This is a genomic window from Pseudomonas sp. FP1154, from assembly GCF_030687245.1.
Lineage (GTDB): Bacteria > Pseudomonadota > Gammaproteobacteria > Pseudomonadales > Pseudomonadaceae > Aquipseudomonas > Aquipseudomonas rhizophila.
This window is the reverse complement of sequence record NZ_CP117465.1, coordinates 2,705,131-2,732,125: the sequence shown is the minus strand read 5'-3', so window position 1 is coordinate 2,732,125 and position 26,995 is coordinate 2,705,131. Positions and strand designations below refer to the sequence as shown.

Genomic DNA, 26,995 nt, shown 5'->3' with positions numbered 1-26,995 from the left:
GGAAATCATGCAAACCTTGCTGGCAACTCTTTCGCCAATACGATTGACAGGTTTTTGCCTGGCTATCGCTCTTTTCGAACTATTGACTTATCTGGCCAGCGACCTGGTCATGCCGGCCATGCTCGCGGTGACCCGGGAACTGGATGCGCCCGCGGATCAAATCCCCTACGCCTTCAATCTGTATCTATTGGGCGGTGTTCTGCTACCGTGGCTGATCGGTCCGTTATCCGATCGCTATGGGCGTCGTGCATTCATGCTCGTCGGTTGTGCCGGTTTTGTCCTGGCTTGCGCGGCGATCACCCTGGTCACCCACATGCAGGGATTCAACGGGCTTCGTTTGATCCAGGGTATGGGGCTGGGTTTCGTGATCGCGGTCAGCTACCCGGCCATACAGGAAGTATTCAACGAGTCGGACGCTGTGAAGGTCATGGCGTTGCTGGGCAATCTCGCCCTCCTCTCGCCCTTGCTGGGGCCGCTGCTGGGTGGCTTGCTGCTGCAATGGCTGTCCTGGCGCGAGCTGTTCATGTTGCTGGCAGGCCTGGGGGCAGTGAGCTGGCTGGCCTTATGGACATTCATGCCCCGAAGCCCCGGTCTGGCGCACTCCTGCCCCCGGCAACCGGCCCTGGAGCCGTTCGAACTGCGCACACTCATCAGGCGCTATGGCGCGCTGCTGGGTCACTCCGGCTTCATGGCCGCGTGCGTGGCGCTGGGGTTGATGAGCCTGCCGCTGATTGCCTGGATCGGTCTGTCCCCCCTGCTGCTGATCCAGGACCAGGGCCTGTCGCCCCTGGTCTATGGCCTGTGGCAAATCCCGGTGTTCTCGGGCGTGATCCTTGGCAATCTCCTGCTCAATCACCTGGTGGAGCGGGTGGGCGTGCGCGGGGTATTGCGCTACAGCCTGTGGCCCTTTTCTACCGGCCTCATCGCACTGGTGATCGCCAGCCCGTTCAACCTTGGCGTACCCGCGCTGGTCAGCGGCCTGGCGCTCTACGCCCTGGGGCTGGGCATGGGCAACGCGGCCTTGTATCGATTGGCGCTGTTCGCCAGCGACGACAGTAAAGGGCTGGTCTCGGCCATGGTCGGGATGATTTCCATCGCAGTGATGAGCACCGCCGGCTCACTGCTCGCGCTGCTGGGCGCCGGAACAAGCCTGAACGCCTTTGCCTTGATGGTCGGCATTGCCGGGCTCAGCTGCCTTGTGGCGCTGCGTCTGTTCCTGTCGCAACCGGCCGCTCACGTCTGAAAATCCCCTCCCTGAGGAACGTTACCCATGATTCATTTTCCCCACGCCGATGCGCTGTGTGCATTGGCGCAGCCTTACGATCCCGATTCGGTACCTGCTGGTCTGTTTGATCGGGCCATGGCCCAGATCAGCCTGTTCCATTGCCACCACACCCCCGGCTACGAACACTGGCTCAACGCCAACGGCCTGGCGGTAGAGGATCTGGAGCATTTGACTGACTGGTCGCGCTTGCCGCCCATCTACGCCAATTACTTCAAACAGCGCTTGTTGCTCAGCCCCACCGGCGAGAACGCGCTAGAGCTGACATCCTCCGGCACCAGCGGCCAGAAAAGCCGCATGCGCTACGACGAGCGCAGCATGGCCGCGGCCCAGGGCATGGTGGCGCGCATCTTTGAACATTACGGCTGGTTCACGCCGGATTCGCCCTGCAACTACCTGTTGTTCAGTCACGAACCGGAGAAGGTCAATCACGTCGGCACCGCTCATACGGACCAGTTCTTGCGCAGCTTCGCACCGGCCAATCGGATTTTTCATGCGCTGCGGCGCACCGGAAAAGGTCATGAGTTCGATGTCTTTGGCGCGATCCGGACCCTTCAGGAGTTCGCCGAAGAGGGCCTGCCGGTGCGGATCTTTGGCTTCCCGGCGCTGCTGTGTCATGCGCTTGAGCGCATGCGTGAAACCGCGACGCCGAACCTCAAACTTGCCCCCGACTCCCTGGTATTTCTGGGAGGCGGCTGGAAAAAACAGGCCGCCCAGGAGATCCCCCGTCACGAGGTCTATGAACACATCACCCGGCAACTGGGCATTGAGGCGCACCGCTGCCGCGACGGTTACGGTGCCGTCGAGCACGCCGTGCCGTACATCGAATGTGCGCATCACAGGTTTCATGTGCCGGTCTATTCGAAAGCTTTCATACGTCACCCCTCGAACTTCAGTGTCCAGCCCTTCGGCGAGGCGGGATTGTTGTCATTCGTCTCGCCTTACATCTCTTCCAGTCCCGCCCATGCCGTGGTGATGAGCGATCTGGCGACCCTGCATCCGGCCAATTGTGAGTGCGGCCTGAACACCCAATGGTTCGAGCTGCACGGTCGGGCCGGCACCAGTGCCAGCCGAAGCTGCGCCATGGCCGCTTCCGAATTGATCAAGGAGAATTGATATGTATCTCATCAATGGCCAACTGCGCGCTGATCTGCCCCTCGATACAGCCCTTGAACGCCTGCAGACGCAACTGCCTGCTCTTCTGGACGCACCGCCCCCCAGTGATAGCGTGCTCGATTGTGCGCAGGCGTTCGCACAGATGCTGCGGGCCCCAGAACAAACTCCGTTCCTGGACGACGACCAGCGCCAGGCACTGATCGCCTTCTGCGAACGCAAGCATTTGAGCCGCAAACTCGAACGGGAGCTGGGGGCGGACGCGCGCTCGCTGCGCCGAATCGACTATAGCGATGGCCCTTTCGAAAGCTGGCAACCCCTGGGGCTGGTGGTGCATGTCACCCCCGGCAATGCTCCGCTGCTGGGGTTCTTCGCGGCACTGGAAAGCCTGCTGGCGGGCAACGTCAACTGGCTGCGACCCAGCACGCGCGATGCAGACCTGACGGCGCGGGTGCTGGCGACGTTCCTCGATTGCGACCCAAGCGGCCAGTTGCGCGATTACGTTGCGGTGCTGCCAGTGCCCTACCACGAGTGCCGGCGTCTCTTCGCGCTGGCCCAGGGCGTCAGCGCCTGGGGTGGCGAGACAGCACTCAAGGCCATGCGTGACCAGCTTCCAAGCGGCTGCCGCTGGATCGATTGGGGACATCGCATCAGCTTCGCCTATGTCACGCCGCAAGCCGTCAACGAGCAGGCGCTGGACAGTCTGGTGGATGAGGTCTGCCGCCTCGATCAGCAAGCCTGTTCCAGTCCCCAGTGGCTGTTGGTGGACAGCGACGAGCCGGCTCAGATGCTGGCACTGGGTGACGCCCTGGCTGACGCATTTGAACGACGCGCCGGACAATGGCCAGCGTTGGAAACCAGTGCAGCCGAAGCGTGCGAGATCACCACCCGCACGGCACTTGCCCGACTCGACCACAGCTTTGCAGGACAAACCGGCCAGATTTGGGAAGGCCACGGCTGGCGCATTATTTGGGAGCATCACCGCGACCTGTTGCCATCGCCACTGTTTCGCACGCTTTTGTTACGACCGGTGCCCCACGGGCTGATCACCGAAACCCTGCTGCCCTGGCGAAACGTGTTGCAGAGCTGCGCGCTGATCTGTGAACCGCAACGGGCGCCTGAACTGGCACGTCGCGTCTTGGCCGCCGGCGTGACCCGCATCTCGGCAACCGCAGACATCCAGCAAGGCTACGAGGGCGAGCCTCACGACGGCGTCTACGCGCTGCAACGATTGAGTCGTCGGGTATCGGTCGGTCTTGAACCAGAGGTCGCCAGTCATCGTGTGACACTGGACGCCCCGCCGACCACGACACCCATTTCACCCTCGACGCCGATCATGGACAAAGCGGCATTCCTGGCGCTGCCTGCCGCACCCCAGGCCCAGTTGTTCTTCCGCTCAGGTGGTAGCAGCGGCGCACCGGTGCTGTCGCCCTACAGCTACCGCGATTTTGATCGCCACATGCGGGCCGCCGCCGATGGACTGCGCGCGGCCGGTCTGGATCCGGCGAAGGATCGGGTGATGAATCTGTTTTATGGCGGCAACCTCTACGGTGGCTTCTTCAGCTTCTCGAAAATACTGGAGCACATGAACGCCGTGCATTACCCCATGGGTGCGACGTCAGATGCGGACTTTGAAGAGATCGCACGGATGATCGTCGCTCACAAGGTCAATACCCTGGTTGGCATGCCAAGTACCTTGCAGCGCCTGTTTTCCAGCCAGCGAGAAACCCTTCAAGGCTACGGCGGCGTGCGCAAAGTCATGCTGGGCGGCGAGCACCTGGGGCCAGGCTGCCGTCAGTTGCTTGAGGACTGCGGTGTGACAAGTATTCGCTCAGCCATCTATGGCAGCGTCGACGCGGGTCCCCTTGGCCATGCCTGCACTGCCAGCGGCGAGGGTGTATTCCACCTCATGGAGGACATTCAACACCTGGAGATCGTCCAGCTGGAACTGGACGCTCCGGTCGCGTCGGGGGAAACCGGACGGCTGCTGTTCACTTCGCGCAGACGCCAAGCGCAGCCCCTTCACCGCTACGAAGTTGGTGATTGCGGGCGCTGGCTCACCGCTCCCTGCCCGTGTGGCCTGGAGTCACCCCGGTTCGAGTTGCGCCAGCGCCACGGCGCCCTGATACGCATCGTGACGTACCTGATCAATACCCACGAGCTGGCTGAGCAGGCACAAACGGCCATTCAGATCGTACTCGATTACCACAGCAGCGGCTGCGAACGCCTGTTGATTCGCGCCGATGGCGATGCACAAACGGTCCGGAGCCAGGTCATGGGCCTCGAACTGCTGTCCACGCTGGTGGAGTCCGAAATGCTCGTACTGGACGTGCAATCCTGTCCGGCGACAAGTTTCGAACATAACAAACACAGCGGCAAAGTACCGCTGGTGATTGATCGCAGAATCACCGCTTGATTGTTTTCCCGTGTAATTGAATAAGCGGACGTTAGAGTCCGAGAGAACCCTGATGAGCACCTCTTTACCATTCGAACAATGGCTCGCCCATATTCGTACGCATTCAACGTTCTACCGCAAGTCTTTACGGCATTTACCCGCGCAGAATTGCGCTCTGGAGGATTTCCCCATTGTCGACGTCGCTGACTATTGGGCCGGCAGTCATGACCTGGACCATTGGGACGTACTGACCGGCAAAGTCGAAGACGCACTGATCTACAAAACCGGTGGCACGACCAGTCAGGGAAAGCTGTCTGTGTACACCCACGCTGAATGGCAGCGGATGCTCGAATGCTTCGGTCAGAGCCTGGCAGCACAACTGAGGGCTGGTGATCGAATCGCCAACCTGTTCTTTTCCGGAGACCTGTACGCCAGTTTCCTGTTCATTCATGGCGCCCTTGGCAAAGTCGATGTAGCCATCACCGAATTCCCGTTCACCGGGGCGGTGGATCTCGACGTGCTGACCGAGGCGGTGACCGGCCACCGCATCAATGTGCTGGCCGGCGTGCCTGCGCACCTGCTGGCGTTTGCCGACCATTTGGATCAACAGGGGCGAACGCTGCCCGGCATCACCACCGTGCTGTTCGGCGGAGAAAATCTGTTCGACAGCCAGTTGCCTGCGTTGCAGCGCGCCTTCCCACAGGCACGCTTCGCCTCCATCGGCTATGCCAGCGTCGACGCCGGGCTGGTGGGCGCCAGCGCACCGGACTGCAACCTGGGCGAGCACCGCGTATTCGGCGAACAGATACGGGTGGAGATCATCGATGAACTGAGCGGTGAGGTCATCCAGGCGTGCGATCGGCCCGGCAATCTGGTGGTGACCAACCTCACCCGAACCCTGATGCCCATCGTGCGGTATCCAGTGGGCGACCGAGCGTGCTGGCGCGAGCCGGTTGGCACCCCGCGACGCAAGTTCGCGCTTCAGGGCCGCAGCGCGAAAAGCCAGCGAGTGCGGGTAGGCGTTTTCTCACTGTTTTCGCAGGAAATCAGCGACATCATCCGCAGCATTGGCGGTGACCTTCAGTGGCAATTGATCATCGAGCACGCACAGAACAACGACCGCGTGTTGCTCAAATGGGTGCCTGGAGGGCAAACCCAGGCTTGCCAGTCACTCTCCAACACATTGAAAGCTGCCTTGACCAAACAGTATCCGGGTATCGACCAACTCGACCTGCACGTCCAGGCCTGCGGCCTGCAAGCGTTGGAACGCCATCCACGCTCTGGCAAGCACCTGTCGATCATCGACCGCCGCACCTATGCTCCGTTGACAGCGAGGCACGCCGGATGAGCAGCGTGGTCATCCGAGCGTTCAGGCCCACGGATGGCGTCGGAACCAGCGAATTGTTCCGCCGGGTTTACGGCGATCACTACGTCTCACCAGACGTCTACCTGCCACACATGATTGGCCTGCACAACCTGCTGAACCGTTGGCACTCCATGGTCGCCGTGGAGGATGAGCGCGTGGTCGGTCATGCCGCATTGTGTCGGCAGACGGCCGATGGTGAAGACGCGGAACTGGCCCTGATCGCGGTGGACCCCGCGGTGCAGGGCGGCCAGATTGCGACGCGCCTGGGGCAGCAATTACTCGACAGCTGCCAGGACCTCGGACTTGCCAGGCTGTCGATCAAGCAAGTCACCAGCCATTGCTACAGCCAGCGTCTGGCACAACGCCTGGGGTTCCATGACACCGGGCTGCTGCCTGACCATGTGCCCTCACCTTTCGCCACGGTCCACGCCGAAACCATCGTGGTCGGCAGCCAAGTGGTCAGCGGCCATCGCCGCCCGCTGCCGCACCTCAAATGGCCCGCGGCATGCCAATGGCTGACGCAACCCTTGGCATCGCTGTTTGGTACCTCGCTCGAGGCGCCCTTGCCTTCGGTACAGCCTTTTCAAATCCGACAGCTGCCCGGAAGAATCGACATTGTGGCCGGGTACATAGGCCTTCGCCTGGCCGGGCAACTGCTGCGCTTGCCGGCCCATTGGTCACTTTCAGTGCGACTCGGACTGCGTCAGCAATTTGCCGACGATTACCAACGATTGATGGACGCCGGATTCATCTTCACCGGGATCATGCCTGCCGAAGGCGACCCCGGCTGGCAGGCGCTGTTTCACCGTGGCGCCCTGGATCGCCCGCTCACCTTGCATTCGGAGCCGATGCAACGGCTCCACGAACAAGTGCAAGCCCAAGGGCACATCTGGAGGAGTGCCCAGGCAGGTTCGGCGGCTTGAAGATGAGTTGGCGCTAAAGCGCCCCAGGCTGTTTGCGCATGACCCTGTGGGAGCGAACCTGCTCGCAATGACGGCGGCAAGGTCGACACTGGCCAAGCTGAACCACCGCGATCGCGAGCAGGCTCGCTCCCGCAGGGTTCTGCGGTGGCGGGTGAATTTGCTCCGAACTTCGAATCAGCATCGCCCCCAACCTGACAACTCTGTAATCCGCCCCTCAGCCCACTGTCAGCTCACGCTCGCTACTCTGTTATCCTCCTCCCAAACTGTTCGACACGAGACTGTCCCCATGGCCAATCCCCTGCACCTGCTCGCCCTGAGCGCGTTTTTTGTCACCACCCTGGCCCAGGCCGCCGAACCGATCACCATTGACGTACACCGCGATGCCAATTGCGGTTGCTGTAAAAAATGGATTTCACATCTGCAAGAAAACGGCTTCAAGGTCAACGACCATGTTGAAACCGACATGAGTTCAGTCAAACAACGCCTGGGTGTTGCGCCAAACCTGCGCTCCTGCCACACCGCCCAGATCAATGGCAAATTCGTTGAGGGGCATGTCCCGGCCGACCAGGTCCTGGCGTTGAGCAAACGGAACGACCTGCTCGGTGTGGCCGCGCCCGGCATGCCCATGGGTTCGCCCGGTATGGAAACGGACGGCATGAGTGATGCGTATCAGGTGATCGGCCTGAAAAGCGACGGGACGCAAACCGTGGTGGCGGATTACCCGGCCCACTGATGGGCGAGGCTTACATCGGCTTGTTCCTGGCGGCATTCGGTGCCGCCACCTTGTTACCGCTGCAATCCGAAGCACTGCTGGTTGGGCTGTTGCTCAGCGAACGCTATGAAACCTGGCTGTTGCTGGGGGTCGCCACTGTGGGCAACGTACTGGGCTCGCTGGTGAACTGGTGGCTGGGCATACGCCTGGAGCAGTTCAAGGATCGGCGCTGGTTTCCGGTCAGTCCGGCGCATCTGGACAAGGCCCGCGTGCATTATCAGCGTTATGGGCGTTGGTCGCTGCTGCTCAGTTGGATGCCCATCATCGGCGATCCACTGACCTTGGTGGCGGGCGTGATGGGCGAGCCGTGGCGGCGCTTTGTGTTGATCGTGACCCTGGCCAAAGGGTTGCGTTATGGCGCACTCGCCCTCGCGACCCTGGGCTGGATGGGTTGAACGTTCGCGACTTTGGGTTGCCTGTGGTTAATGTCGCCATAATCGGGCCACGCCAGGATCGGCCGGATGCCCAAAGGAGATTGCCCATGTCGCGTTCCACTGCTCGCTGGTTACCCAGCCTGTTTCTGACGGCCGCCCTGCCGCTGTTCGCCCAGGCCGAAAACCCGCCTGAAGGCCCGGCCTATGGCCCGGAACTCCAAGGCTTCGAATACCCCTACACACTCAAGCACTTCCCCCTTCAGTCCCAGGGCCAATCGTTGCAAATGGGCTACATGGACGTGCCGGCCCAGGGCGAGGTCAATGGTCGCACCGTGGTGCTGATGCACGGCAAGAACTTTTGCGCCGCCACCTGGGGCGACTCGATCAAGACCCTCAGCGAGGCTGGTTACCGGGTCATCGCCCCGGATCAGATCGGTTTCTGTACGTCCAGCAAGCCCGCTCATTACCAGTACAGCTTCCACCAACTGGCAACCAACACACAGGCCCTGCTCAAGGCCCTCGGGGTGCAGAAAAGCATTGTGCTCGGCCACTCCACCGGTGGCATGCTCGCCACCCGTTATGCCTTGCAGTTTCCCGATCAGGTCGAGCGGCTGGCGATGGTCAACCCCATCGGCCTGGAGGACTGGAAAGCCCTCGGCGTGCCCTACCGTACCGTGGACCAGTGGTACGAGCGCGAACTGAAACTCAGTGCCGACGGTATCCGCAACTACGAGCGCACGACCTACTACGGTGGCCGCTGGAAACCGGAGTTCGAACGCTGGGTGGACATGCTGGCCGGGCTGAACAAGGGGCCGGGGCACACGCAAGTCGCGTGGAATTCGGCGCTGATCTACGACATGATCTTCACCCAGCCGGTCTACTACGAATTCAAGGACCTGAAAGTACCGACGCTGCTGCTGATCGGCACCTCCGACACCACCGCCATCGGCAGCGACATCGCGCCGCCGGCCGTGAAAGCCAAACTGGGCCGGTATGAAGTGCTGGGCAAGCAGGTGGCTCAATTGATTCCCCAGTCGACCCTGGTGGAGTTCGCCCATCTGGGGCATGCCCCACAGATGGAAGAGCCGGACCGGTTCCACCAGGCCTTGCTGGGCTGGCTGAACAAACCCATTCCCTGACGAGGTGTTCCATGGCGGTGCAAATAGCAGTCATCGATGATTGGCAGGACGTAGCGCGGGACGTGGTGGACTGGTCGGTGCTCGATAGCATCGGCCAGGTGACATTTATTCATGAGTACCCTGCCGAGCGCGACACCCTCGCCGCGCGCCTGCACCGCTTCGAAGTGATCTGCGTGATGCGTGAACGCACGCCATTCGACGAAGGCCTGCTGCGCCGCCTGCCCAACCTCAAGCTGTTGCTCACCGGCGGCATGCGCAATGCCGCCCTGGACCTCAAGACAGCCGCCGAACTGGGTATCCAGGTATGCGGCACCGAAAGCTACAAGCACGCAGCCCCCGAGCTGACCTGGGCGCTGATCATGGCCCTGACCCGCAACCTGATGCAGGAGGCCAATGCCTTGCGCGCCGGGCTATGGCAGCAAGGCTTGGGCGGCGACCTGCATGGCAAGACCCTGGCAATCCTCGGCCTGGGTAGCATCGGCACACGGGTAGCTCAGTTCGGCCAGGTCTTCGGCATGCGGGTGATTGCCTGGAGCCAGAACCTCACCGCTGAACGGGCCGCAGAAGTGGGTGTGACCTACGTGAGTAAACAGCAACTGTTCGAACAGGCTGACATTCTCTCGGTGCATCTGGTACTCAGCGAGCGCTCCCGCGGTTTGGTGGACGCCCAGGCGCTGGGCTGGATGAAACCCCAGGCGCTATTGGTCAATACCGCACGCGGTCCAATCGTCGATGAAGCCGCCCTGATCGACGCCCTGCGCGACAAACGCCTGGCCGGTGCCGCCCTGGACGTCTTCGCCGAGGAACCCCTGCCATCCGACCACCCGTTCCGATCCCTGGAAAATCTACTGGCCACACCGCACGTGGGTTACGTCACCCGGAACAATTATCAGAAGTTCTATTCCTTGATGATCGAAGACCTGCAAGCCTGGGCGGCCGGCAAACCGATCCGCCTGTTGACCCCCACTGGCGACTGAACACGTTTTAAGTGGGAGCAAGCCTGCTCCCACAGAAACAGCGTATTTCCGGGCCAACAATGGCCACTAAAATGCCTCTATTTCACCCGCCCCCTGATGGTGCATCGCGCCATTGCATCGCGCACGCCGATGAAACACCCCCATTCCCCATACACCCATTACGTTTCCAGAAACTGCACTTCGTCGGTGCGTATCCCCCTTTGTCGTGTAAGACATTGCCGCCAACAAAGCTGATTGTCGGACAATTCGACGAAGCGCGCCGCACCGCTCTAGGTTCTGACCTAGACTGCCAAACCGGGGAGAAAACCGACCGGTCGTCCAGACGAAAAAAAGTGGAAACTTTTCGCAACGGCGACGGGTCAGGTTAGAGGTAGGGCAACAACGGCTGGTGCAGTCCTTGCAAGTCCTTGAAGCAGCCCCCTTCACCTGATTCGCTTAACCGCATTGGGCAGCTAACCGCATTGGGCAGCGCTTTGCTTACCTTGCGTAGCGCTTGTGCGCCTGGCCGCAGGATTCGGCCAATGAAACAACAGCTCTGGCGCTTGCCGGAAACAGATCGAGAAAATGGGAGAAAGTTATGATCAGTGCTGCCTTGGAACCACAGCAAGTCCGTTCTCAACTTCCGCTGGCGACTGACTCGCCGACGGCACCGGTGCTGGCCACCGGCGGCAAGGCACTGCTCCCGGTCGTCAGGCAGAATCCCAATCGCAAGAAGGTATTGTTCGTAACCTCGGAAATTGCCGACCTGGTCAAAACCGGCGGCCTGGGCGATGTTTCTTCCGCCCTGCCCCGGGCCATGGCCGGCCTGCATGACGTGCGAGTGCTGATCCCCGGTTACCCGCAGGTGATGAACAGCGGCAACCCGATCCACATCATCGGTGAACTGGGCGGCCACGCCGCGCTGCCGCCCTGCAAGATCGGGCGCATGGACATGGCCGACGGCCTGGTGATCTACGTACTGATCTGTCCGGAACTCTTTGCCCGTGAAGGCTCACCCTACGGGGCCAACAACGGTCGCGACTGGCCCGACAACCACATTCGCTTCGCCCGGTTGGGCCTGGCCGCAGCTGATATCGCCGCCAACCTCGCCCAAATCCACTGGTGCCCCGATCTGGTCCACGCCCATGACTGGCCGGCCGGTCTGGCGCCGGCCTATATGCACTGGCGTGGGCAACGCACGCCTACCCTGTTCACCATTCACAACCTGGCATACCAGGGCGTAGTGAGCCTGGCCTCATGCCCGGAGCTGGGTATCCCGGAGCACGCGCTGCAGCAGGAAGGCATGGAGTTCTACGGCAAGTTGTCGTTTCTCAAGGCCGGCATGGCCTACTCCAGTCATATCACCACGGTCAGCGCCACCTACGCCCAGGAAATCACTTCCCCGGCATTCGGTTGCGGGCTCGACGGTTTTCTTGCGGCTAAAACACAACAAGGCCTGCTCAGCGGCATTCCCAATGGCATCGATGAGAGTTGGGACGCGGCCACCGATACGCACTTGTTCCGCCAGTTCGCCATGGGTGACTGGGAAGGCAAAGCCGTGAACGCGGCTCATGTACGCGATCTGTTTGGTCTAGACGACTCCAGCGGCCCGCTGTTCGCCGTGGTTTCGCGTCTGGTGTACCAGAAAGGCCTGGACCTGACCGAAGCCGTCGCCGAGTTCATCGTCGAATCCGGGGGCCAGATCGCGATCATCGGTCGCGGCGAACCGGAGGAAGAGCAAGCCATGCGTGAACTGGCGCTGCGTTTTCCCGGACATATTGGTGTACGCATCGGCTTCAACGAAACCGACGCGCGGCGGATGTTCGCCGGCAGCGACTTTCTGCTGATGCCTTCACGCTACGAGCCCTGCGGCTTGAGCCAGATGTACGCCCAGCGCTTCGGCTCGCTGCCGGTGGCACGCAATACCGGCGGGCTGGCGGACACCATCGAAGACGGCATCACCGGCTTCCTGTTCGATGAGTCCACCGCCGAAAGTTACAAACAGGCATTGAGCCGGGCCTTCAAGGTCTTCGAGTTCCCTGACCTGCTCAACGCGATGCGCTGCCGGGCCATGTCAGCGCCATTCAACTGGTGCAAGGCCGTGGAACCCTACGCCGAACTCTATGAACAGCTAGTGGCCAAGTCACTGGGTAAATCGGCCAGACAATGAGGTAACAATGCCGTCAAGGACGCCTGAAACCTGGACCCATGGCGCGGTCATGCTCGATGCCGAGCACACCCGCTTCGCCCTCTGGGCCCCGGATGCTTTTTTTGTGAGTGTCGAGCTCGACACTGGAGATTCAATACCGCTACTGCCCCAGGCCGATGGCTGGTTCATGATCCAGACCCGTTGCCCCGCCGGCACTCGTTATCGCTACAACATCGACGGCGAACTGGAGGTTCCCGACCCGGCGTCCCGCGCCCAGGCCGGTGACATTGACCGCCACAGCGTGGTGGTCGACCCTCATGCTTACCGATGGCGCCATACCCAATGGTCCGGGCGCCCCTGGCATGAAGCTGTGATCTATGAGTTGCACGTCGGCGCCCTCGGTGGTTTCCAAGGCGTCGAACAGCACCTGGCGCGCCTGGCTGGATTAGGGGTAACCGCCATCGAACTGATGCCGCTGTCGCAGTTTCCCGGTGACCGTAACTGGGGCTACGACGGCGTCCTGCCCTACGCTCCCCAGGCCTCCTACGGCACGCCGGAACAGCTCAAGCACTTGATCGACAGCGCCCACGGCCACGGGCTGGCGGTGATTGTGGACGTGGTCTACAACCATTTCGGCCCCGACGGCAATTATCTGCACCGTTACGCAAAAGGTTTTTTCCGCGAAGACAAGCACACCCCCTGGGGCGCGGCAATTGACTTCCGGCGCCGCGAGGTGCGGGACTTCTTTATCGACAATGCGCTGATGTGGTTGCTGGAATACCGTTTCGACGGCCTGCGCCTGGACGCCGTACATGCGATCGAAGATCCGGATTTTCTCCAGGAACTGGCCGCCAGGGTGCGCGAACAGGTAGATCCGGTTCGGCATGTCTGGTTGACCGTGGAGAACGAACACAACCAGGCCGGCCTGCTGGAGCACGGCTATGACGCCCAGTGGAACGATGACGGGCACAACGCCCTGCACGTGCTGCTGACCGGCGAAACCGACGCCTATTATGCTGACTATGCCCAAGAGCCGACGGAACAATTGGCACGCTGCCTCAGCCAGGGCTTTGTCTTCCAGGGCCATATCAACCGCCACGGCGAGCCCCGGGGCGAACCCAGCGGTCACCTGCCCCCCAGCGCCTTCGTGCTGTTTCTGCAGAACCACGATCAGATTGGCAACCGGGCTCTGGGTGAACGCCTGCACCAACTGGCCCCGCCTCAGGCCCTGCAAGCGGCGACGGTCTTGTTGCTGTTGTCGCCGATGATTCCGCTTCTGTTCATGGGCGATGAAGTAGCCGCCCGGCAACCCTTCCTGTTTTTCACCAGCCATCACGGCGAGCTGGCGGAGCTGGTTCGTGAAGGTCGGCGCAACGAGTTCAAGGCGTTCAGTGCCTTTGCCGATCCCGAAAAGCGTGAACGCATCCCGGACCCTAACGCGGCTGATACCTTCGAGGTGTCGAGGCCTGAGCTGGAGGCGCAGCACGCTGAGCAACTAGCCAGTGAAACACTCTATCGACAACTGCTGAAAATCCGCCGTGAAGTGATCGTCCCGCGCTTGCCCGGAGCCCAGGCCTTGGACGCCGAAGTGCTGGGCCATGGCGCAGTCAGCGCACGCTGGCGCATGGGCGACGGCAGCGTGTTGCGCATTGACCTGAACCTCAGCGATCAGCCGGTCAAGCATACCGCTCAAGAAGAGGCCGAGATTCTTTTCGAACATCCGCAGCACGCCATGGGTCTGTTGCAGCAAGGGGCCCTGGCGCCCTACAGCGCGCTGGTCAGTCTGACGCACGCGGCAAACTTGCCCAACATCACTGGAGAGCGCCTATGAGCGATGCGCAACTGGAAATTCTCGCCGGCCGAGCGGGCCTGGCGGTGGACTGGATCGACGCCAACGGCCGGGCGCAGAAAGTCTCGCCCGCCGTCTTGCGTTCAGTCCTCATCGGTCTGGGCCATCCAGCCGGGACCGCCCAGGAAATCGACGCCAGCCTGCTGCAATTGCAGCAGGACCAACAGAATCATCAATTGCCACCGCTGATCACCGCCGATGTCGGCGCCAGCGTGGATCTGAGCCGCTACTTCGAAGCCGCCACGCCCTGCGAAATCCAGCTCGAGGACGGTGCCACACTGAACCTGAAACTCGACGCCGACGCCAGGTTGCCGGGGATGGTCCCGGTGGGTTACCAGCACGTCAGCATCCAGGACCAGCATTTCACCCTGGCGGTCGCGCCAGCACATTGCTATAGCGTAGCCGATGCCGTGGATAATCCGACGCCCCGCGCCTGGGGCCTGAGCGCGCAGTTATATGCGCTGCGCCGCCCCGGCGACGGAGGCTTCGGTGACACCCAGGCCCTGGAGGAGTTGGTACGGGTCGCCGGCGAGCGCGGTGCCGACGCCCTGGCGATCAGCCCGATGCACGCGATGTTCAGCAGCGACACCGGCCGTTACAGCCCCTATTCACCGTCCAGCCGGCTCTTCCTCAACAGTCTCTATGCCGCGCCGGGCACCGTTCTCGGCGAACGCGCGCTACGCGCGGCCATTGACGCCACCGGTTTGACCAACCAACTGCGCAACCTGGAAGAACAACCGCTGGTGGATTGGCCCGTGGCGGCCCAGGCCAAGCAGAAAGTCCTGCGCGCCCTGTACGACGGCTTCAGCCAGGGCGAGCATCCATTGCATGAGGATTTCAGCAGTTTCCGCCACACCAGCGGCGAACCCCTGGAGAATCATTGCCGCTTCGAAGCCCTGCAGGCCGAACGTGCGGCTCGGGGAGAGAGCCTGGACTGGCGCCATTGGCCCGAAGAATGGCGCAACCCGCGTAGTTCGACGCTGGCGCATTTTGCCGAGGAGAACGCCGACGAAATCGGCTTCTACGCGTTTTGCCAGTGGCTGATCACCCGGTGCCTGGAGCGCGTCCAGAGCGCGGCGAAATCCAGCGGCATGGGCATTGGCCTGATCGCTGACCTGGCAGTAGGCGCCGATGGTGGAGGCAGCCAGGCCTGGAGTCGGCAGGATGAACTGCTCGCCTCGTTGACCGTGGGCGCACCGCCGGACATCCTCAACCGCTCCGGCCAAGGCTGGGGCATCTCGGCATTCTCGCCAGAGGGGTTGGTACGCAATGGTTTTCGCGCGTTCATTGAGATGCTACGGGCCAACTTCGCCCACGCCGGCGGCTTGCGCATCGATCATGTGATGGGCTTGCAGCGCCTGTGGGTGATCCCCAACGACGCCCCGCCCAGCGATGGCGCCTACCTTTATTATCCGGTGGACGACCTGCTGCGTCTGCTGGCCCTTGAATCCCATCGCCATCAAGCCATCGTCCTGGGCGAAGACCTCGGCACCGTGCCCGAGGGCCTTCGCGAGAAGCTCAGCGCCCGGTCGATCCTCGGCATGCGCGTGCTGTTGTTCGAACAGGACAACACCCACTTCAAACCCATCCTCGACTGGCCGGACAATGCCCTGGCCACGACCAGTACCCATGACTTGCCGACCCTCAATGGCTGGTGGCACGGTCATGATATCGACTGGAACGCCCGGTTGGACCTGATCGACTCCCACACCGAGATGGACTGGCGCAAACACCGCGAACGTGAACGCGAAGGCCTGAGCAACGTGTTGAATCAGGACCCGCAGAACTTTCGTGAAGAACACCAGGATACCGACGAGATACTCGACGCCAGTGTGCGTTTCCTCGGACACACCCGTGCGCCGCTGGTGTTGCTGCCGCTCGAAGACGCCCTGGGCATCGACGAGCAGGCCAACCTGCCTGGCACCACCGATACCCACCCCAACTGGCGGCGTCGCCTGGCGTGTGACAGCCAGGTGCTGCTGGATGACCCGGGCGCCGCCCGGCGTCTGGAAATCCTCGCCTGCGCAAGGCTTCAGGCGAACGAGCGTGACCGATGAATCAGACGTTGATCCAACCATTGCGGGCGACCCTTCGCCTGCAATTTCATAAAGGCTTCACCTTGGACGATGCCATCCCCCAGGTGCCGTACTTCGCATCGTTGGGCATCAGCCATATTTACGCCTCGCCACTACTCAAAGCCCGCGCCGGCTCCATGCATGGCTACGATGTGGTCGATCCGACCCAGGTGAACCCGGAACTGGGCGGCGAAGCGGCGCTTCGACGCCTGGTCGCCAGCCTGCGTGAGCACCGGATGGGGTTGATCCTCGATGTCGTGTCCAACCACATGGCCGTCGGCGGCAATGACAATCCCTGGTGGCAGGACCTGCTGGAATGGGGACGTTTGAGCCCCTTCGGCGAGTTTTTCGATATCCAGTGGCATTCTCCCGACCCCTTGATGGAGGGCCAACTGTTGCTGCCGTTTTTAGGCAGCGACTACGGAGTGGCCTTGCAGGAAGGCACCCTGAAGTTACGCTTCGATGCCACACAAGGCAGCTTCCTGGCCGAGCATTACGAGCATCACTTCCCTATCTGCCCCATGCAGTACGGCGAATTACTCAAACCTGCCGAAACGCTGCCATCCGAACAGGCCGAATCCCTCAAGGCGTTGGCCGAGCGTTTTACCACGCTGAACTACCAGACCGACGCCCATACCCTGGCCCGACCGCTGCAGCAGCAATTGCAAGAGCTGGCCAGCCAGCCGGGCATTCAGGCCGCGATCGAAGATAATTTGCTCGCCTACGACTCCCGGCAACCCGAGGGGTTCGAGCGTCTGCATCAGTTGCTGGAGCGCCAGAGCTACCGGCTCGCCAGTTGGCGCACGGCGGCGGACGACATCAACTGGCGGCGCTTTTTCGACGTCAATGAGCTGGGTGGCCTGCGGGTCGAACGCCCTGCGGTGTTCGAAGCCACCCACGCCAAAATTTTCGAATTGATCGCCGAAGGATTAGTGGACGGCTTGCGGATCGACCACATCGACGGTCTTGCCGATCCTCGCGGCTACTGCCGCAAATTGCGCAGGCGTCTTGATTCGCTTTCGCCCTCGCGGCACCTGCCCATTTTCATTGAGAAAATCCTCGGCGATGGCGAGAGCCTGCGTCGGGACTGGAACATCGACGGCAGTACCGGTTACGAGTTCATGAACCAGATCTCGTTGCTGCAGCATGACCCGGCCGGTGCCGAACCCCTTGCCGAGTTCTGGAGTCGCCACAGCGAGCGACCGGCGCACTTCATCGAAGAAGCCCGTCTGGCCCGTCAACAGATTCTCAATGGTTCCCTGGCCGGAGACTTCGAAAGCGTCGCCCAGGCCCTGTTGCAAGTCGCGCGGGACGACGTGATGACCCGTGACCTGACCCTCGGCGCCATTCGCCGCGCGTTGCAGGAACTGATCGTGCACTTCCCGGTGTACCGCACCTACATCAACCCGCTCGGCCGCTCCAACGAAGACGATGTGTTTTTTCGTCAGGCCCTGGAAGACGCCCGACAAACCCTCAGCGAAGCCGACTGGCCGGTGCTCGACTACCTGGCCGACTGGCTCGGCGGCATGCCCTGGCGGGATCGCCCTCGGGGCGGTCAGCGCAAACGGCTGCGCCATGCTTGCGTGCGTTTCCAGCAACTGACCTCGCCAGCCGCCGCCAAGGCCGTGGAAGACACGGCGCTTTATCGTTCGGCAGTACTGCTGTCGCGCAATGACGTGGGCTACAACACCGAACGGTTCAGCGCCCCGCCGCAAGCGTTTCATGACGCCTGCCTCGAACGGCTGGAGCATTTCCCTGACAACCTGATGACCACCGCCACCCATGACCATAAGCGCGGTGAAGACACCAGGGCGCGGCTGGCGGTCATCAGCGAACGAGCTGATTGGTACATGGCGTGCGTGGACCAGTGGCGCATTCTTGCGCCATCGCTGCACAGCGACCCCGCCGCTCCTTCAGCCGGTGATGAATTGATTCTGTATCAGGCGCTACTGGGAAGTTGGCCGCTGGACCTGGATGTGCACGACCACACGGCACTGGCCGACTACAACGAGCGCATGTGGCAATGGCAACGCAAGGCTTTGCGCGAAGCCAAGTTGCAAAGCAGTTGGTCGGCCGTCAACGACGCTTATGAGCAGGCGACCCAACTGTTCCTGGAGCGGCTGTTGCTCGGTGATGAGGGGCTGCCTCTGCGCAACGCCATCGCCGAGGCGGTCCAGGTCATCGCCCCGGCGGGCGCCCTCAACAGTTTGGCGCAAACCTTGCTGCGCATGACTGTGCCTGGTGTACCGGACCTGTACCAGGGTAATGAGTTCTGGGATTTCAGCCTGGTGGATCCGGACAACCGCCGCCCGGTGGATTTCCTGGCGCGCCGCGAGGCGATGCAAGCACCAGGCACCCCAGCGCAACTGGTAAGCACCTGGCGCGATGGCAGGGTCAAGCAAGCGTTGATCGCCAGAACACTGGCCGTACGCACCGAACACTTGCAACTGTTCCAGCAAGGCCGCTATCAGCCATTGCAAGTGGTTGGCGCGCAGGCCAAACGGGTCCTGGCCTTTATGCGTGAGCATGAGCAACAACGGGCAATCATAGTGGTACCGATCCATGCAGCTCGCCTGCTGGAAAACGGTGCCGTGCCGCTGGTGGCTGCATCGGACTGGGGCGACACCCGCGTATCACTACCGTTTGCCCGTGGGGATGAAAAACTGAAGGGACTTTTTTCCAGCGCGGCAGTCACACCCCAAAGGGAGCTGATGGTCAGCGACGCGCTGGGGGATTTCCCGGTCAATGTCTTTATCCAATCTTGAGTTCAGTCAGGAGCACTGCGATGAGTACCGACGATAAACGCATTCGTGAATTCGCCTATCAGATCTGGGAATCCGAGGGTAAGCCTGCCGGGCAGGAAAAACGCCACTGGGAGATGGCTCGCAAACTTGCCGAGGCCGAAGCCCTGGCACCGAGCAAACCCGCCAAGGCCGCCGGTAAACCAGCGGCGAGCAAGCCTGCCGCGACCAAGAGCACCGCAGCCAAGCCTGCCACGAAAAGCACTACGCCCAAGGCCAAGCCTGCAGCTAAACCTGCCGCTGTCAGCACCGCGGCGGAAAAACCTGTGGAGAAAAAGCCACGAGCGCCGCGCAAGCCGCCGGCTAACTGATCCATACCTGACATCCGCCTCAAGGGCATGCGCCCCCGTGCTGACAAGGGCGCGTGCTGACGCCACACCAGGCCGACGCCTGGATGCGCGGTGTCGATCAATGGTGCCGCTAGGCGGCACAGCGGGAGCAAGCTGCCTCGCCACAGTGAAAAGAATAGATTTTAAGTGAACAGCATTGCCGTATCTGTCTGTCTTTTGCAGGAGCAACTATGACCCATCCAAAAAACACTACGCCGCCGCCCGTTATCGAGGCTTCGCGGATTCGTGAAGGGCTACCTTTCCCGCTGGGTGCGACGTGGGATGGCCTGGGGGTCAATTTCGCGCTGTTCTCAGCGAACGCCACCAAGGTTGAACTGTGCATTTTCGATGATACCGGCGAAGTCGAGCTCGAGCGTATCGAGCTGCCGGAGTACACCGACGAGATTTACCACGGCTATCTGCCTGACGCCCATCCGGGGATGATCTATGGCTACCGGGTCTATGGCGCTTACGACCCGGAGAATGGCCACCGCTTCAACCCCAACAAACTGCTGATCGACCCCTACGCCAAGCAACTGGTCGGCGAGCTGAAGTGGTCCGAGGCACTGTTTGGCTACACCATCGGCCACCCGGACGGCGACCTGAGTTTCGATGAACGCGACAGCGCGCCCTTCGTACCCAAATGCAAAGTCATCGACCCAGCCCACACCTGGGGCAACGACCAGCGTGTCAGTGTGCCGTGGGACAAGACCATCCTGTATGAAACCCATGTTCGCGGTATCAGCATGCGCCACCCCTCTGTCCCGGAAAACCTGCGAGGCACCTTCGCCGGATTGATGGTGGACGATGTGCTCGAACACATCCGCAAGCTGGGTGTTTCATCGGTGGAGCTGCTGCCCGTCCACGCGTTCGTCAATGACCAGCACCTGCTGCACAAGGGCATGACCAACTACTGGGGCTACAACAGCATTGCCTTCTTCGCCCCGGACCCGCGTTACCTGGCCAGCGGCAAAATCGCCGAATTCAAGGAGATGGTTGCGCACCTGCACGAGGCCAACCTGGAAGTCATCCTCGACGTGGTCTACAACCACACCGCTGAAGGCAACGAGCAAGGCCCTACCCTGTCCATGCGCGGCATCGACAATGCCTCGTACTACCGGCTGATGCCGGATGACAAACGCTACTACATCAACGATTCCGGCACCGGCAACACCCTGGACCTGAGTCACCCGTGCGTGCTGCAGATGGTCACCGACTCCCTGCGCTACTGGGCCACGGAGATGCACGTCGACGGCTTCCGTTTCGACCTGGCGACTATTCTGGGTCGATACCACGATGGCTTCGACGAGCGCCACAGTTTCCTCGTCGCCTGTCGCCAGGACCCAGTGTTGCGCCAGGTGAAAATGATCGCCGAGCCGTGGGATTGCGGCCCTGGTGGTTATCAGGTGGGTGGGTTCCCGCCAGGCTGGGTGGAGTGGAACGACAAATTCCGCGACACGGTGCGCGCATTCTGGAAAGGCGACGACGGCCAACTCGCCGACTTTGCCAGCCGCATGACGGCCTCCGGCGAGATGTTCAACCAGCGCGGTCGTCGCCCATACGCCTCGGTGAACTTCGTAACCGCCCATGACGGTTTTACCCTGCACGACCTGGTGTCGTACAACGACAAACACAATGAAGCCAACGACGAAAACAATCAGGACGGCAGCAACAACAATCTGTCCTGGAACCATGGCGTCGAAGGCCCGACAGACGATCCTGAGATCAATGAACTGCGTCAGCGACAGATGCGCAACTTCTTTGCGACCTTGCTGCTGGCCCAGGGCACGCCGATGATCGTCGCTGGCGATGAGTTCGCTCGGACCCAACACGGCAACAACAACGCCTATTGCCAGGACAGCGAGATCGGCTGGGTCAATTGGGACCTCAGTGAGGATGGCGAGGCGCTGCTCAAGTTCGTCAAGCGTCTGATCAAACTGCGCCTGACCTACCCGATCCTGCGGCGCGGGCGGTTCCTGGTGGGCAATTACAACGAAGACCTGGGCGTCAAGGATGTCACCTGGCTGGCCCCCGATGGCAGCGAGATGACCACCGAGCAATGGCACGACGGCCACGGTCGGTGCCTGGGCATGCTGATGGACGGGCGCGCCCAGGAAACCGGTATTCGTCGCAAGGGTGGCAACGCGACCCTGCTTCTGGTGGTCAATGCCCATCACGACATCGTCAACTTCCGCCTGCCGGAAGTGCCCGAAGGCAGTTTCTGGACATGCATGGTCGACACTAACCAGCCGAAGGTGCGTGGCCAGGAGCGTTTCGATTTTGACTACGAATACTCCGTCACCGGCCGCTCGCTGTTGTTGTTCGAATTGCAACGTGAGGAGGAGGAATAAACCTTCGATAAACGGGTGAAAAAACACAACCGCAGGGACGCGGTTTGTTCACCGGCTCAGTCCCCGCGCAGAAAAACAGCATTCGCAACAACATGGGGCGCGACGAATCGCCCAACATGATCAATACTTGGCGAGCGGTAGATTCCAGGATCGGAACATCGCCGCTCGCAGTCAGGCCCTGGTGGGCACCACCGGGCAATCGGCCCGGTGCATGGCTGAAAGATTGAATACAAACAGGGACGTCTCTCATGAAACTCGCTTCTCGCTTGCCAGGTCGACAGCATCCGCAAATATGGAACAGTGCCCCCCAGCTGGCCGACATTCCCATCATCAGTACCCAGACCCTCATTCCCGCTGGCGCACGCGCCGTCATCCTTGCTCCGCATCCGGGTGATGAGGTCGGTGCCTGTGGCGGTCTGCTCCAGTTGCTGAGCAATCTGGGTCATCCCATCTTGCTGATCTCGGTCACCGACGGCAGCATCAGCCATCCCGGCTCACCGCTGTGGACCGATGAGCGCCAGCATGCCTACCGCCCCCATCCCCAGGAAAGCGTGGACGCCCTGCATCGCCTTGGGGTACCGGCCCGTGGCATGCAGTGGGTGCGCGGTGGTTTCCCGGAAAAAACCCTCGCCGGCCATGAGGCCCAACTGAGCGCTTTCATCGCTCGGTACTTGAAGCCGGGCGACGTTGTGTTCAGTACCTGGCGCAAGGATGGTGACAGCGACCATGATGCCGTTGGCCGCGCCGGGGCCCTGGCCGCCGAAAGCATCGAGGCAGTGTTCATTGAGCTGCCGGTGTGGGCCTGGCACTGGCCGGTCCGTGAGCAAAACAAGATCCCTTGGCACCGGGCCCGCAAGCTGCGCCTGGATATCTGGACCACCGCCCGCAAACGGCACGCCATGCACGCCTACGCCAGCCAACTCAACGGCGAGCCCGCCAGCGGCATCGCACCGTTGGTGCCACGGGTCATTCTTGATCGCATGGGTTTGCCCTATGAAATTGTGTTCATCTGACCACCGCCAATCCAGTGTGAGGGATGTCACAAAAGCGATGCCCCCTACCCTGTGGGAGCGAGCCTGCTCGCGATAACGGTGGCTTAGCGGGTGACGTGATTGACCTGGCAACGGGGAAAAATCCGGAACTGCGGCAGCCACCATAAGTCGCATGAACAGGTACGTCTGATTCAGGAGTGAACGTGACTGGCGATCCCAACCGGCAAGCCGCCGAATCAACGCCTTTGGACACGCCCGCGGCGGTCCATCGGCTACGGGTTCTGACGGTCAATACCCACAAGGGTTTTACCGCCCTCAACCGTCGTTTCATACTGCCCGAGCTGCGTGAAGCGGTACGCAGCACCGGTGCCGACCTGGTGTTCCTGCAGGAAGTGCTGGGGGAACACGACCGCCACGCTTCGCGCTACGAGAACTGGCCGCCAATGTCCCAGTACGAGTTCCTCGCCGACAGCATGTGGAGCGATTTTGCGTATGGCCGTAACGCGGTGTATCCCGATGGCCATCATGGCAATGCATTGCTCTCCAAATACCCGATCCGTGAGTTTCGAAACCTCGACGTTTCCATTACCGGTCCCGAGCGGCGCGGACTGCTGCATTGCGTGCTGGACGTACCCGGTCATGCCGAGGTCCACGGAATCTGCGTGCACCTGAGCCTTCTGGAAAGCCATCGCCAGTTGCAGCTCAAATTGCTCTGCCAATTGCTGGATTCGTTGCCCGAAGACGCCCCGGTGATCATCGCCGGTGATTTCAACGATTGGCAGTTGCGCGGCAATACCGCCCTCGCTCGTCGCCAATACCTGCACGAAGCCTTCGAGCACCACCACGGTCGTCCGGCGAGGACCTACCCGGCGCGTTTCCCCCTGCTGCGTCTGGACCGCATTTACCTGCGCAACGCCACCAGCCATGCCCCGCAAATCCTGGGCAGCAAACCCTGGACACACCTGAGCGATCACCTGCCGCTTTGCGTGGAAGTGCATTTGTGAGGCCAAACACTGCGCGACACCCGGCGTACGAATCAAATGGTGAGTCGATGAACCAGAGGGGTTGAAACGGTTGATTGACGTCAATTCACCGATCTAGATAACCGAAAAAAATCAGTTATTTATTGGCACTGATTTCAGTTTGCCATTCATCGTTCATTTTCTTGACGCGACGGCACCGGTCTTCTTGACTACAACGTACTACCCCCGGAAATACAGTCAGGGGCAAGCCTCGGAACCCCGCTACAGCGGACGGCCCGAGGTTTGCCTCAATCCATTCGGTCGCCCCTCGTTCGGGGTAGGAGAGACGCCATAAGCGAGAAACGCATGCGATTGCAAGGCAGGCCCCCATGAAAACTTCCCTCCGTCCACAAGAGATCACTACCACTTTCTACACAGTCTCGACTTCGTTGTTACTGTGTTCGTCCATGGAGGTATGGGCCTGGCCCGCCGAGCAGACGTCGCAACCCTGGTATGACCGAACACAGTCCGACAGCCAGGGCGCCGCCTCCATAAACACTGACCCCACCTCCAGCAAGAGTCCCGCCCTCTTCACCTTGCGAAACGACAGCGGCCATACCCAACGCGTGGGCCTGATCAGTGGACAGAACCAGGTCATCACCCGCGTCAATGGCACGCTGGTGACACCGGCCATGGCCGAGCCCGGCAAAGAAGCACTGAACCTGCAAGGCACCCATCTGGGCGCGTACTGGAGCCTGACCGGTCCGGCAGGCTGGCATGTGGATCTGAGTGCCAGCGGCGGGCGCGTCAACGGTTACAGCCGCACCGAGCAAGGCCAGCGTCAGGCCGCTGAAGGCAATGCCGTCACGTTGTCGGTCGAAGGCGGTTTTCCCATCGGTATCAGCGACCATTGGGTGGTTGAACCCCAGGCGCAACTGATCAACCAGCGCATCACCCTTGACAACCCCAATGCCGAGAACGGCTCCGGCAACGAACTGAGCACCTGGAGCGGGCGCGTCGGGGCACGCCTCAAAGGGACGTATCAGGTCAACGGCCTGGGCGTGGAACCCTACGTGCGCACCAACCTTTGGCACACGGTCCAGAGTGCCGACACCTTGACCCTGGACAAAGTCGACAAGATCAGCAGCAGCCGCAAATCTTCCACCGTCGAGGTAGGGCTGGGGTTGGTGGCGCGGGTTACACCGGTGGTGAGCCTCTACATCAGCGCTGACTACAGCAGCGACGTCGACGACAACGACCTCAACGGGCTGATCGGCAGCCTGGGGGTACGGATGCGTTGGTAAACCAGCGCTTCAGGGCGGGTCGCAGCCATGTGTTGGCGACTCGCCATGCCAACCGACAATGAGTCCAGCCTGCCCGCCTCCACACCTGCCTGACGCCGATAAAATCCTGTCCCTCGCCCCCCGGCACTTAAAACGCACCGCCATTTAGGCGTATAACCCTAAAAGCGATTTACGCCTGAAAGCCGTCAGCCCATGGCTCATTTCATTGATGGAGTAACGACATGACCCAAGCCAACCTCTTCGCCAACCTGTTTCCCAGCGCTGCCGATATTCCGCAGGCCTACCGCCTCGAGGGACAGATCGAGCAGCGCGAATACCTGATCGATGGCGTGCTGCAAACCTGGCAAGGGCCACTGGCAGTTGTTCGCAGCCCGGTGTACCTGGCAGGCCCGCAGGGGGACGAACAAGTGATACTGGGCAGCACGCCGCTGCTGGATGCACAGACCGCGCTCACCGCCCTGGACGCAGCCGTCCGCGCGTATGACCGCGGCCAGGGCCAGTGGCCAACGATGCGTGTTGCAGAACGCATCCGCCATGTGGAGGCGTTCCTGGCGCGCATGCGCGAACAACGCGAGGCGGTGGTCAAGTTGCTGATGTGGGAAATCGGCAAGAATCTCAAGGACTCCCAAAAAGAATTCGACCGCACCTGCGATTACATCGTTGACACCATCAACGCCCTCAAGGAGCTGGACCGCCGCTCCAGCCGTTTCGAGCTGGAACAGGATACGCTCGGGCAGATCCGCCGCGTGCCGCTGGGCGTGGCCTTGTGCATGGGCCCCTACAACTATCCGCTGAACGAAACCTTCACCACGTTGATTCCGGCATTGATCATGGGCAATACCGTGGTGTTCAAGCCGGCCAAACTCGGCGTACTGCTGGTGCGGCCGCTGCTGGAAGCATTTCGCGACAGCTTCCCGGCCGGTGTGATCAATGTGATCTACGGCAGTGGCCGGGAAACCGTCAGCGCGCTAATGGCCAGCGGCAAGATCGACATCTTTGCCTTCATCGGCACCAACAAAGCTGCAAGCGATCTGAAAAAACTCCATCCGCGCCCGCACCGTTTGCGTGCCGCCCTGGGCCTGGACGCAAAGAACCCGGGCCTGGTGCTGCCGGATGTGGATCTGGACAACGCCGTCAGCGAGGCGCTGACCGGCTCGCTGTCTTTCAATGGCCAGCGCTGCACGGCATTGAAGATCCTGTTTGTCCACGAAGACCTGGCACCGGCATTCATCGAGAAATTCAACGCCGGGCTGGCCGCCCTGAAACCTGGCATGCCGTGGGAAGATGGCGTGGCACTGACACCGTTGCCCGAAGCGGGCAAGGTCGATTATCTGCAGGCGCTGGTGGCCGATGCCGCCGCCAAAGGTGCGCAGGTGACGAATGAACACGGTGGCGAATCCCGCGGTTCGTTCTTCTATCCGGCCGTGCTCTATCCGGTGAACACTGCAATGCGGGTCTACCACGAAGAACAGTTTGGCCCGGTCGTCCCCATCGTGCCGTACCGCGACCTCAATACCGTGGTCGATTACGTGCTCGAGTCCGATTTCGGCCAACAGTTGAGCATCTTCGGCAACAACCCGGCCGAAGTCGGCAAACTGGTGGACATCTTCGCCAACCAGGTCGGACGCATCAACATCAACGCCCAATGTCAGCGTGGCCCGGACACGTTCCCGTTCAACGGCCGGAAAAACTCGGCCGAGGGCACGTTGTCGGTCCACGATGCGCTGCGCACCTTTTCGATCCGCACGCTGGTGGCGACCAAGTTCCAGGACAGCAACAAGGCGCTGATCAGCGACATCATCCGCGGGCGGGACTCTAACTTCCTGACCACCGACTACATCTTCTGACCCGCGCCGAACGATG

The 26,995-nt window shown here is 61.4% G+C and carries 19 protein-coding genes; all 19 read left to right on the top strand.

Features of this window, described 5'->3' with window-relative positions; all coding sequences use genetic code 11:
* The first annotated feature begins 7 nt into the window (after positions 1-7).
* The 19 genes from PSH91_RS12400 to PSH91_RS12310 all read left to right on the top strand — a co-directional run bounded on the left by PSH91_RS12400 (position 8) and on the right by PSH91_RS12310 (position 26,979).
* Complete coding sequence (locus PSH91_RS12400; protein ID WP_305468354.1) at positions 8-1,243, top strand: MFS transporter; 1,236 nt, start codon at positions 8-10, stop codon at positions 1,241-1,243.
* Positions 1,244-1,270: 27 nt separating this feature from the next.
* Positions 1,271-2,398 carry an acyl-protein synthase gene (locus PSH91_RS12395; protein ID WP_305468353.1) on the top strand — a complete coding sequence of 376 codons (1,128 nt, stop codon included), beginning with the start codon at positions 1,271-1,273 and terminating at the stop codon, positions 2,396-2,398.
* A gap of 1 nt (position 2,399) precedes the next feature.
* Entirely contained in the window at positions 2,400-4,811 is a 2,412-nt protein-coding gene (locus PSH91_RS12390; RefSeq protein ID WP_305468351.1) for an acyl-CoA reductase, read from the top strand.
* Between the two features lie 52 nt (positions 4,812-4,863).
* The gene (locus tag PSH91_RS12385; RefSeq protein ID WP_305468350.1) at positions 4,864-6,138 is read left to right on the top strand and encodes a phenylacetate--CoA ligase family protein; all 1,275 of its coding nucleotides are present in this window, start codon (positions 4,864-4,866) and stop codon (positions 6,136-6,138) included.
* A complete protein-coding gene (locus PSH91_RS12380; protein WP_160892630.1) occupies positions 6,135-7,079 on the top strand; it encodes a GNAT family N-acetyltransferase in 945 nt (314 codons plus the stop codon). The genes PSH91_RS12385 and PSH91_RS12380 overlap by 4 nt, the downstream gene beginning before the upstream one ends.
* A 286-nt stretch (positions 7,080-7,365) precedes the next feature.
* Positions 7,366-7,812 carry a DUF411 domain-containing protein gene (locus PSH91_RS12375; protein ID WP_076385001.1) on the top strand — a complete coding sequence of 149 codons (447 nt, stop codon included), beginning with the start codon at positions 7,366-7,368 and terminating at the stop codon, positions 7,810-7,812.
* Complete coding sequence (locus PSH91_RS12370) at positions 7,812-8,246, top strand: YqaA family protein (RefSeq protein ID WP_305468348.1); 435 nt, start codon at positions 7,812-7,814, stop codon at positions 8,244-8,246. Before PSH91_RS12375 ends, PSH91_RS12370 begins: the two co-directional genes overlap by 1 nt.
* An 86-nt stretch (positions 8,247-8,332) precedes the next feature.
* Positions 8,333-9,364 carry an alpha/beta fold hydrolase gene (locus PSH91_RS12365; protein WP_281459269.1) on the top strand — a complete coding sequence of 344 codons (1,032 nt, stop codon included), beginning with the start codon at positions 8,333-8,335 and terminating at the stop codon, positions 9,362-9,364.
* 11 nt (positions 9,365-9,375) lie between these two features.
* On the top strand, positions 9,376-10,341 hold the full coding sequence (locus PSH91_RS12360; RefSeq protein ID WP_305468347.1) for a D-2-hydroxyacid dehydrogenase family protein: 966 nt from the start codon (positions 9,376-9,378) through the stop codon (positions 10,339-10,341).
* Positions 10,342-10,918: 577 nt separating this feature from the next.
* Positions 10,919-12,490: a glycogen synthase GlgA gene (glgA, locus tag PSH91_RS12355; protein ID WP_305468346.1), complete on the top strand. Its 1,572-nt coding sequence runs from the start codon at positions 10,919-10,921 to the stop codon at positions 12,488-12,490.
* Between the two features lie 7 nt (positions 12,491-12,497).
* Positions 12,498-14,300 carry a malto-oligosyltrehalose trehalohydrolase gene (gene treZ / locus PSH91_RS12350; RefSeq protein WP_305468344.1) on the top strand — a complete coding sequence of 601 codons (1,803 nt, stop codon included), beginning with the start codon at positions 12,498-12,500 and terminating at the stop codon, positions 14,298-14,300.
* The gene (malQ, locus tag PSH91_RS12345) at positions 14,297-16,375 is read left to right on the top strand and encodes a 4-alpha-glucanotransferase (RefSeq protein WP_305468343.1); all 2,079 of its coding nucleotides are present in this window, start codon (positions 14,297-14,299) and stop codon (positions 16,373-16,375) included. Before treZ ends, malQ begins: the two co-directional genes overlap by 4 nt.
* Positions 16,372-19,158 (top strand): malto-oligosyltrehalose synthase, encoded by a 2,787-nt coding sequence (locus tag PSH91_RS12340; RefSeq protein WP_305468342.1) that lies wholly within the window; start codon positions 16,372-16,374, stop codon positions 19,156-19,158. Before malQ ends, PSH91_RS12340 begins: the two co-directional genes overlap by 4 nt.
* 20 nt (positions 19,159-19,178) lie before the next feature.
* Positions 19,179-19,505 (top strand): DUF2934 domain-containing protein, encoded by a 327-nt coding sequence (locus PSH91_RS12335; protein WP_107322529.1) that lies wholly within the window; start codon positions 19,179-19,181, stop codon positions 19,503-19,505.
* A 209-nt stretch (positions 19,506-19,714) separates the two neighbouring features.
* On the top strand, positions 19,715-21,874 hold the full coding sequence (gene glgX / locus PSH91_RS12330) for a glycogen debranching protein GlgX (RefSeq protein WP_047226577.1): 2,160 nt from the start codon (positions 19,715-19,717) through the stop codon (positions 21,872-21,874).
* A 248-nt stretch (positions 21,875-22,122) separates the two neighbouring features.
* Entirely contained in the window at positions 22,123-22,887 is a 765-nt protein-coding gene (locus tag PSH91_RS12325; RefSeq protein WP_305468341.1) for a PIG-L deacetylase family protein, read from the top strand.
* Positions 22,888-23,069: 182 nt separating this feature from the next.
* On the top strand, positions 23,070-23,870 hold the full coding sequence (locus PSH91_RS12320) for an endonuclease/exonuclease/phosphatase family protein (protein WP_047226579.1): 801 nt from the start codon (positions 23,070-23,072) through the stop codon (positions 23,868-23,870).
* A gap of 347 nt (positions 23,871-24,217) precedes the next feature.
* A complete protein-coding gene (locus tag PSH91_RS12315; RefSeq protein WP_305468339.1) occupies positions 24,218-25,132 on the top strand; it encodes an autotransporter outer membrane beta-barrel domain-containing protein in 915 nt (304 codons plus the stop codon).
* 221 nt (positions 25,133-25,353) lie between these two features.
* Positions 25,354-26,979 (top strand): NADP-dependent glyceraldehyde-3-phosphate dehydrogenase, encoded by a 1,626-nt coding sequence (locus PSH91_RS12310; RefSeq protein WP_047226581.1) that lies wholly within the window; start codon positions 25,354-25,356, stop codon positions 26,977-26,979.
* The last annotated feature ends 16 nt before the right edge of the window (positions 26,980-26,995 follow it).

Excerpts from the sequence above, each read along its gene's own strand:
- PSH91_RS12400 (WP_305468354.1), top strand. The coding sequence starts at position 8 with ATGCAAACCTTGCTGGCAACTCTTTCGCCAATACGATTGACAGGTTTT.
- PSH91_RS12395 (WP_305468353.1), top strand. The coding sequence starts at position 1,271 with ATGATTCATTTTCCCCACGCCGATGCGCTGTGTGCATTGGCGCAGCCT.
- PSH91_RS12390 (WP_305468351.1), top strand. The coding sequence starts at position 2,400 with ATGTATCTCATCAATGGCCAACTGCGCGCTGATCTGCCCCTCGATACA.
- PSH91_RS12385 (WP_305468350.1), top strand. The coding sequence starts at position 4,864 with ATGAGCACCTCTTTACCATTCGAACAATGGCTCGCCCATATTCGTACG.
- PSH91_RS12380 (WP_160892630.1), top strand. The coding sequence starts at position 6,135 with ATGAGCAGCGTGGTCATCCGAGCGTTCAGGCCCACGGATGGCGTCGGA.
- PSH91_RS12375 (WP_076385001.1), top strand. The coding sequence starts at position 7,366 with ATGGCCAATCCCCTGCACCTGCTCGCCCTGAGCGCGTTTTTTGTCACC.
- PSH91_RS12370 (WP_305468348.1), top strand. The coding sequence starts at position 7,812 with ATGGGCGAGGCTTACATCGGCTTGTTCCTGGCGGCATTCGGTGCCGCC.
- PSH91_RS12365 (WP_281459269.1), top strand. The coding sequence starts at position 8,333 with ATGTCGCGTTCCACTGCTCGCTGGTTACCCAGCCTGTTTCTGACGGCC.
- PSH91_RS12360 (WP_305468347.1), top strand. The coding sequence starts at position 9,376 with ATGGCGGTGCAAATAGCAGTCATCGATGATTGGCAGGACGTAGCGCGG.
- glgA (WP_305468346.1), top strand. The coding sequence starts at position 10,919 with ATGATCAGTGCTGCCTTGGAACCACAGCAAGTCCGTTCTCAACTTCCG.
- treZ (WP_305468344.1), top strand. The coding sequence starts at position 12,498 with ATGCCGTCAAGGACGCCTGAAACCTGGACCCATGGCGCGGTCATGCTC.
- malQ (WP_305468343.1), top strand. The coding sequence starts at position 14,297 with ATGAGCGATGCGCAACTGGAAATTCTCGCCGGCCGAGCGGGCCTGGCG.
- PSH91_RS12340 (WP_305468342.1), top strand. The coding sequence starts at position 16,372 with ATGAATCAGACGTTGATCCAACCATTGCGGGCGACCCTTCGCCTGCAA.
- PSH91_RS12335 (WP_107322529.1), top strand. The coding sequence starts at position 19,179 with ATGAGTACCGACGATAAACGCATTCGTGAATTCGCCTATCAGATCTGG.
- glgX (WP_047226577.1), top strand. The coding sequence starts at position 19,715 with ATGACCCATCCAAAAAACACTACGCCGCCGCCCGTTATCGAGGCTTCG.
- PSH91_RS12325 (WP_305468341.1), top strand. The coding sequence starts at position 22,123 with ATGAAACTCGCTTCTCGCTTGCCAGGTCGACAGCATCCGCAAATATGG.
- PSH91_RS12315 (WP_305468339.1), top strand. The coding sequence starts at position 24,218 with ATGAAAACTTCCCTCCGTCCACAAGAGATCACTACCACTTTCTACACA.
- PSH91_RS12310 (WP_047226581.1), top strand. The coding sequence starts at position 25,354 with ATGACCCAAGCCAACCTCTTCGCCAACCTGTTTCCCAGCGCTGCCGAT.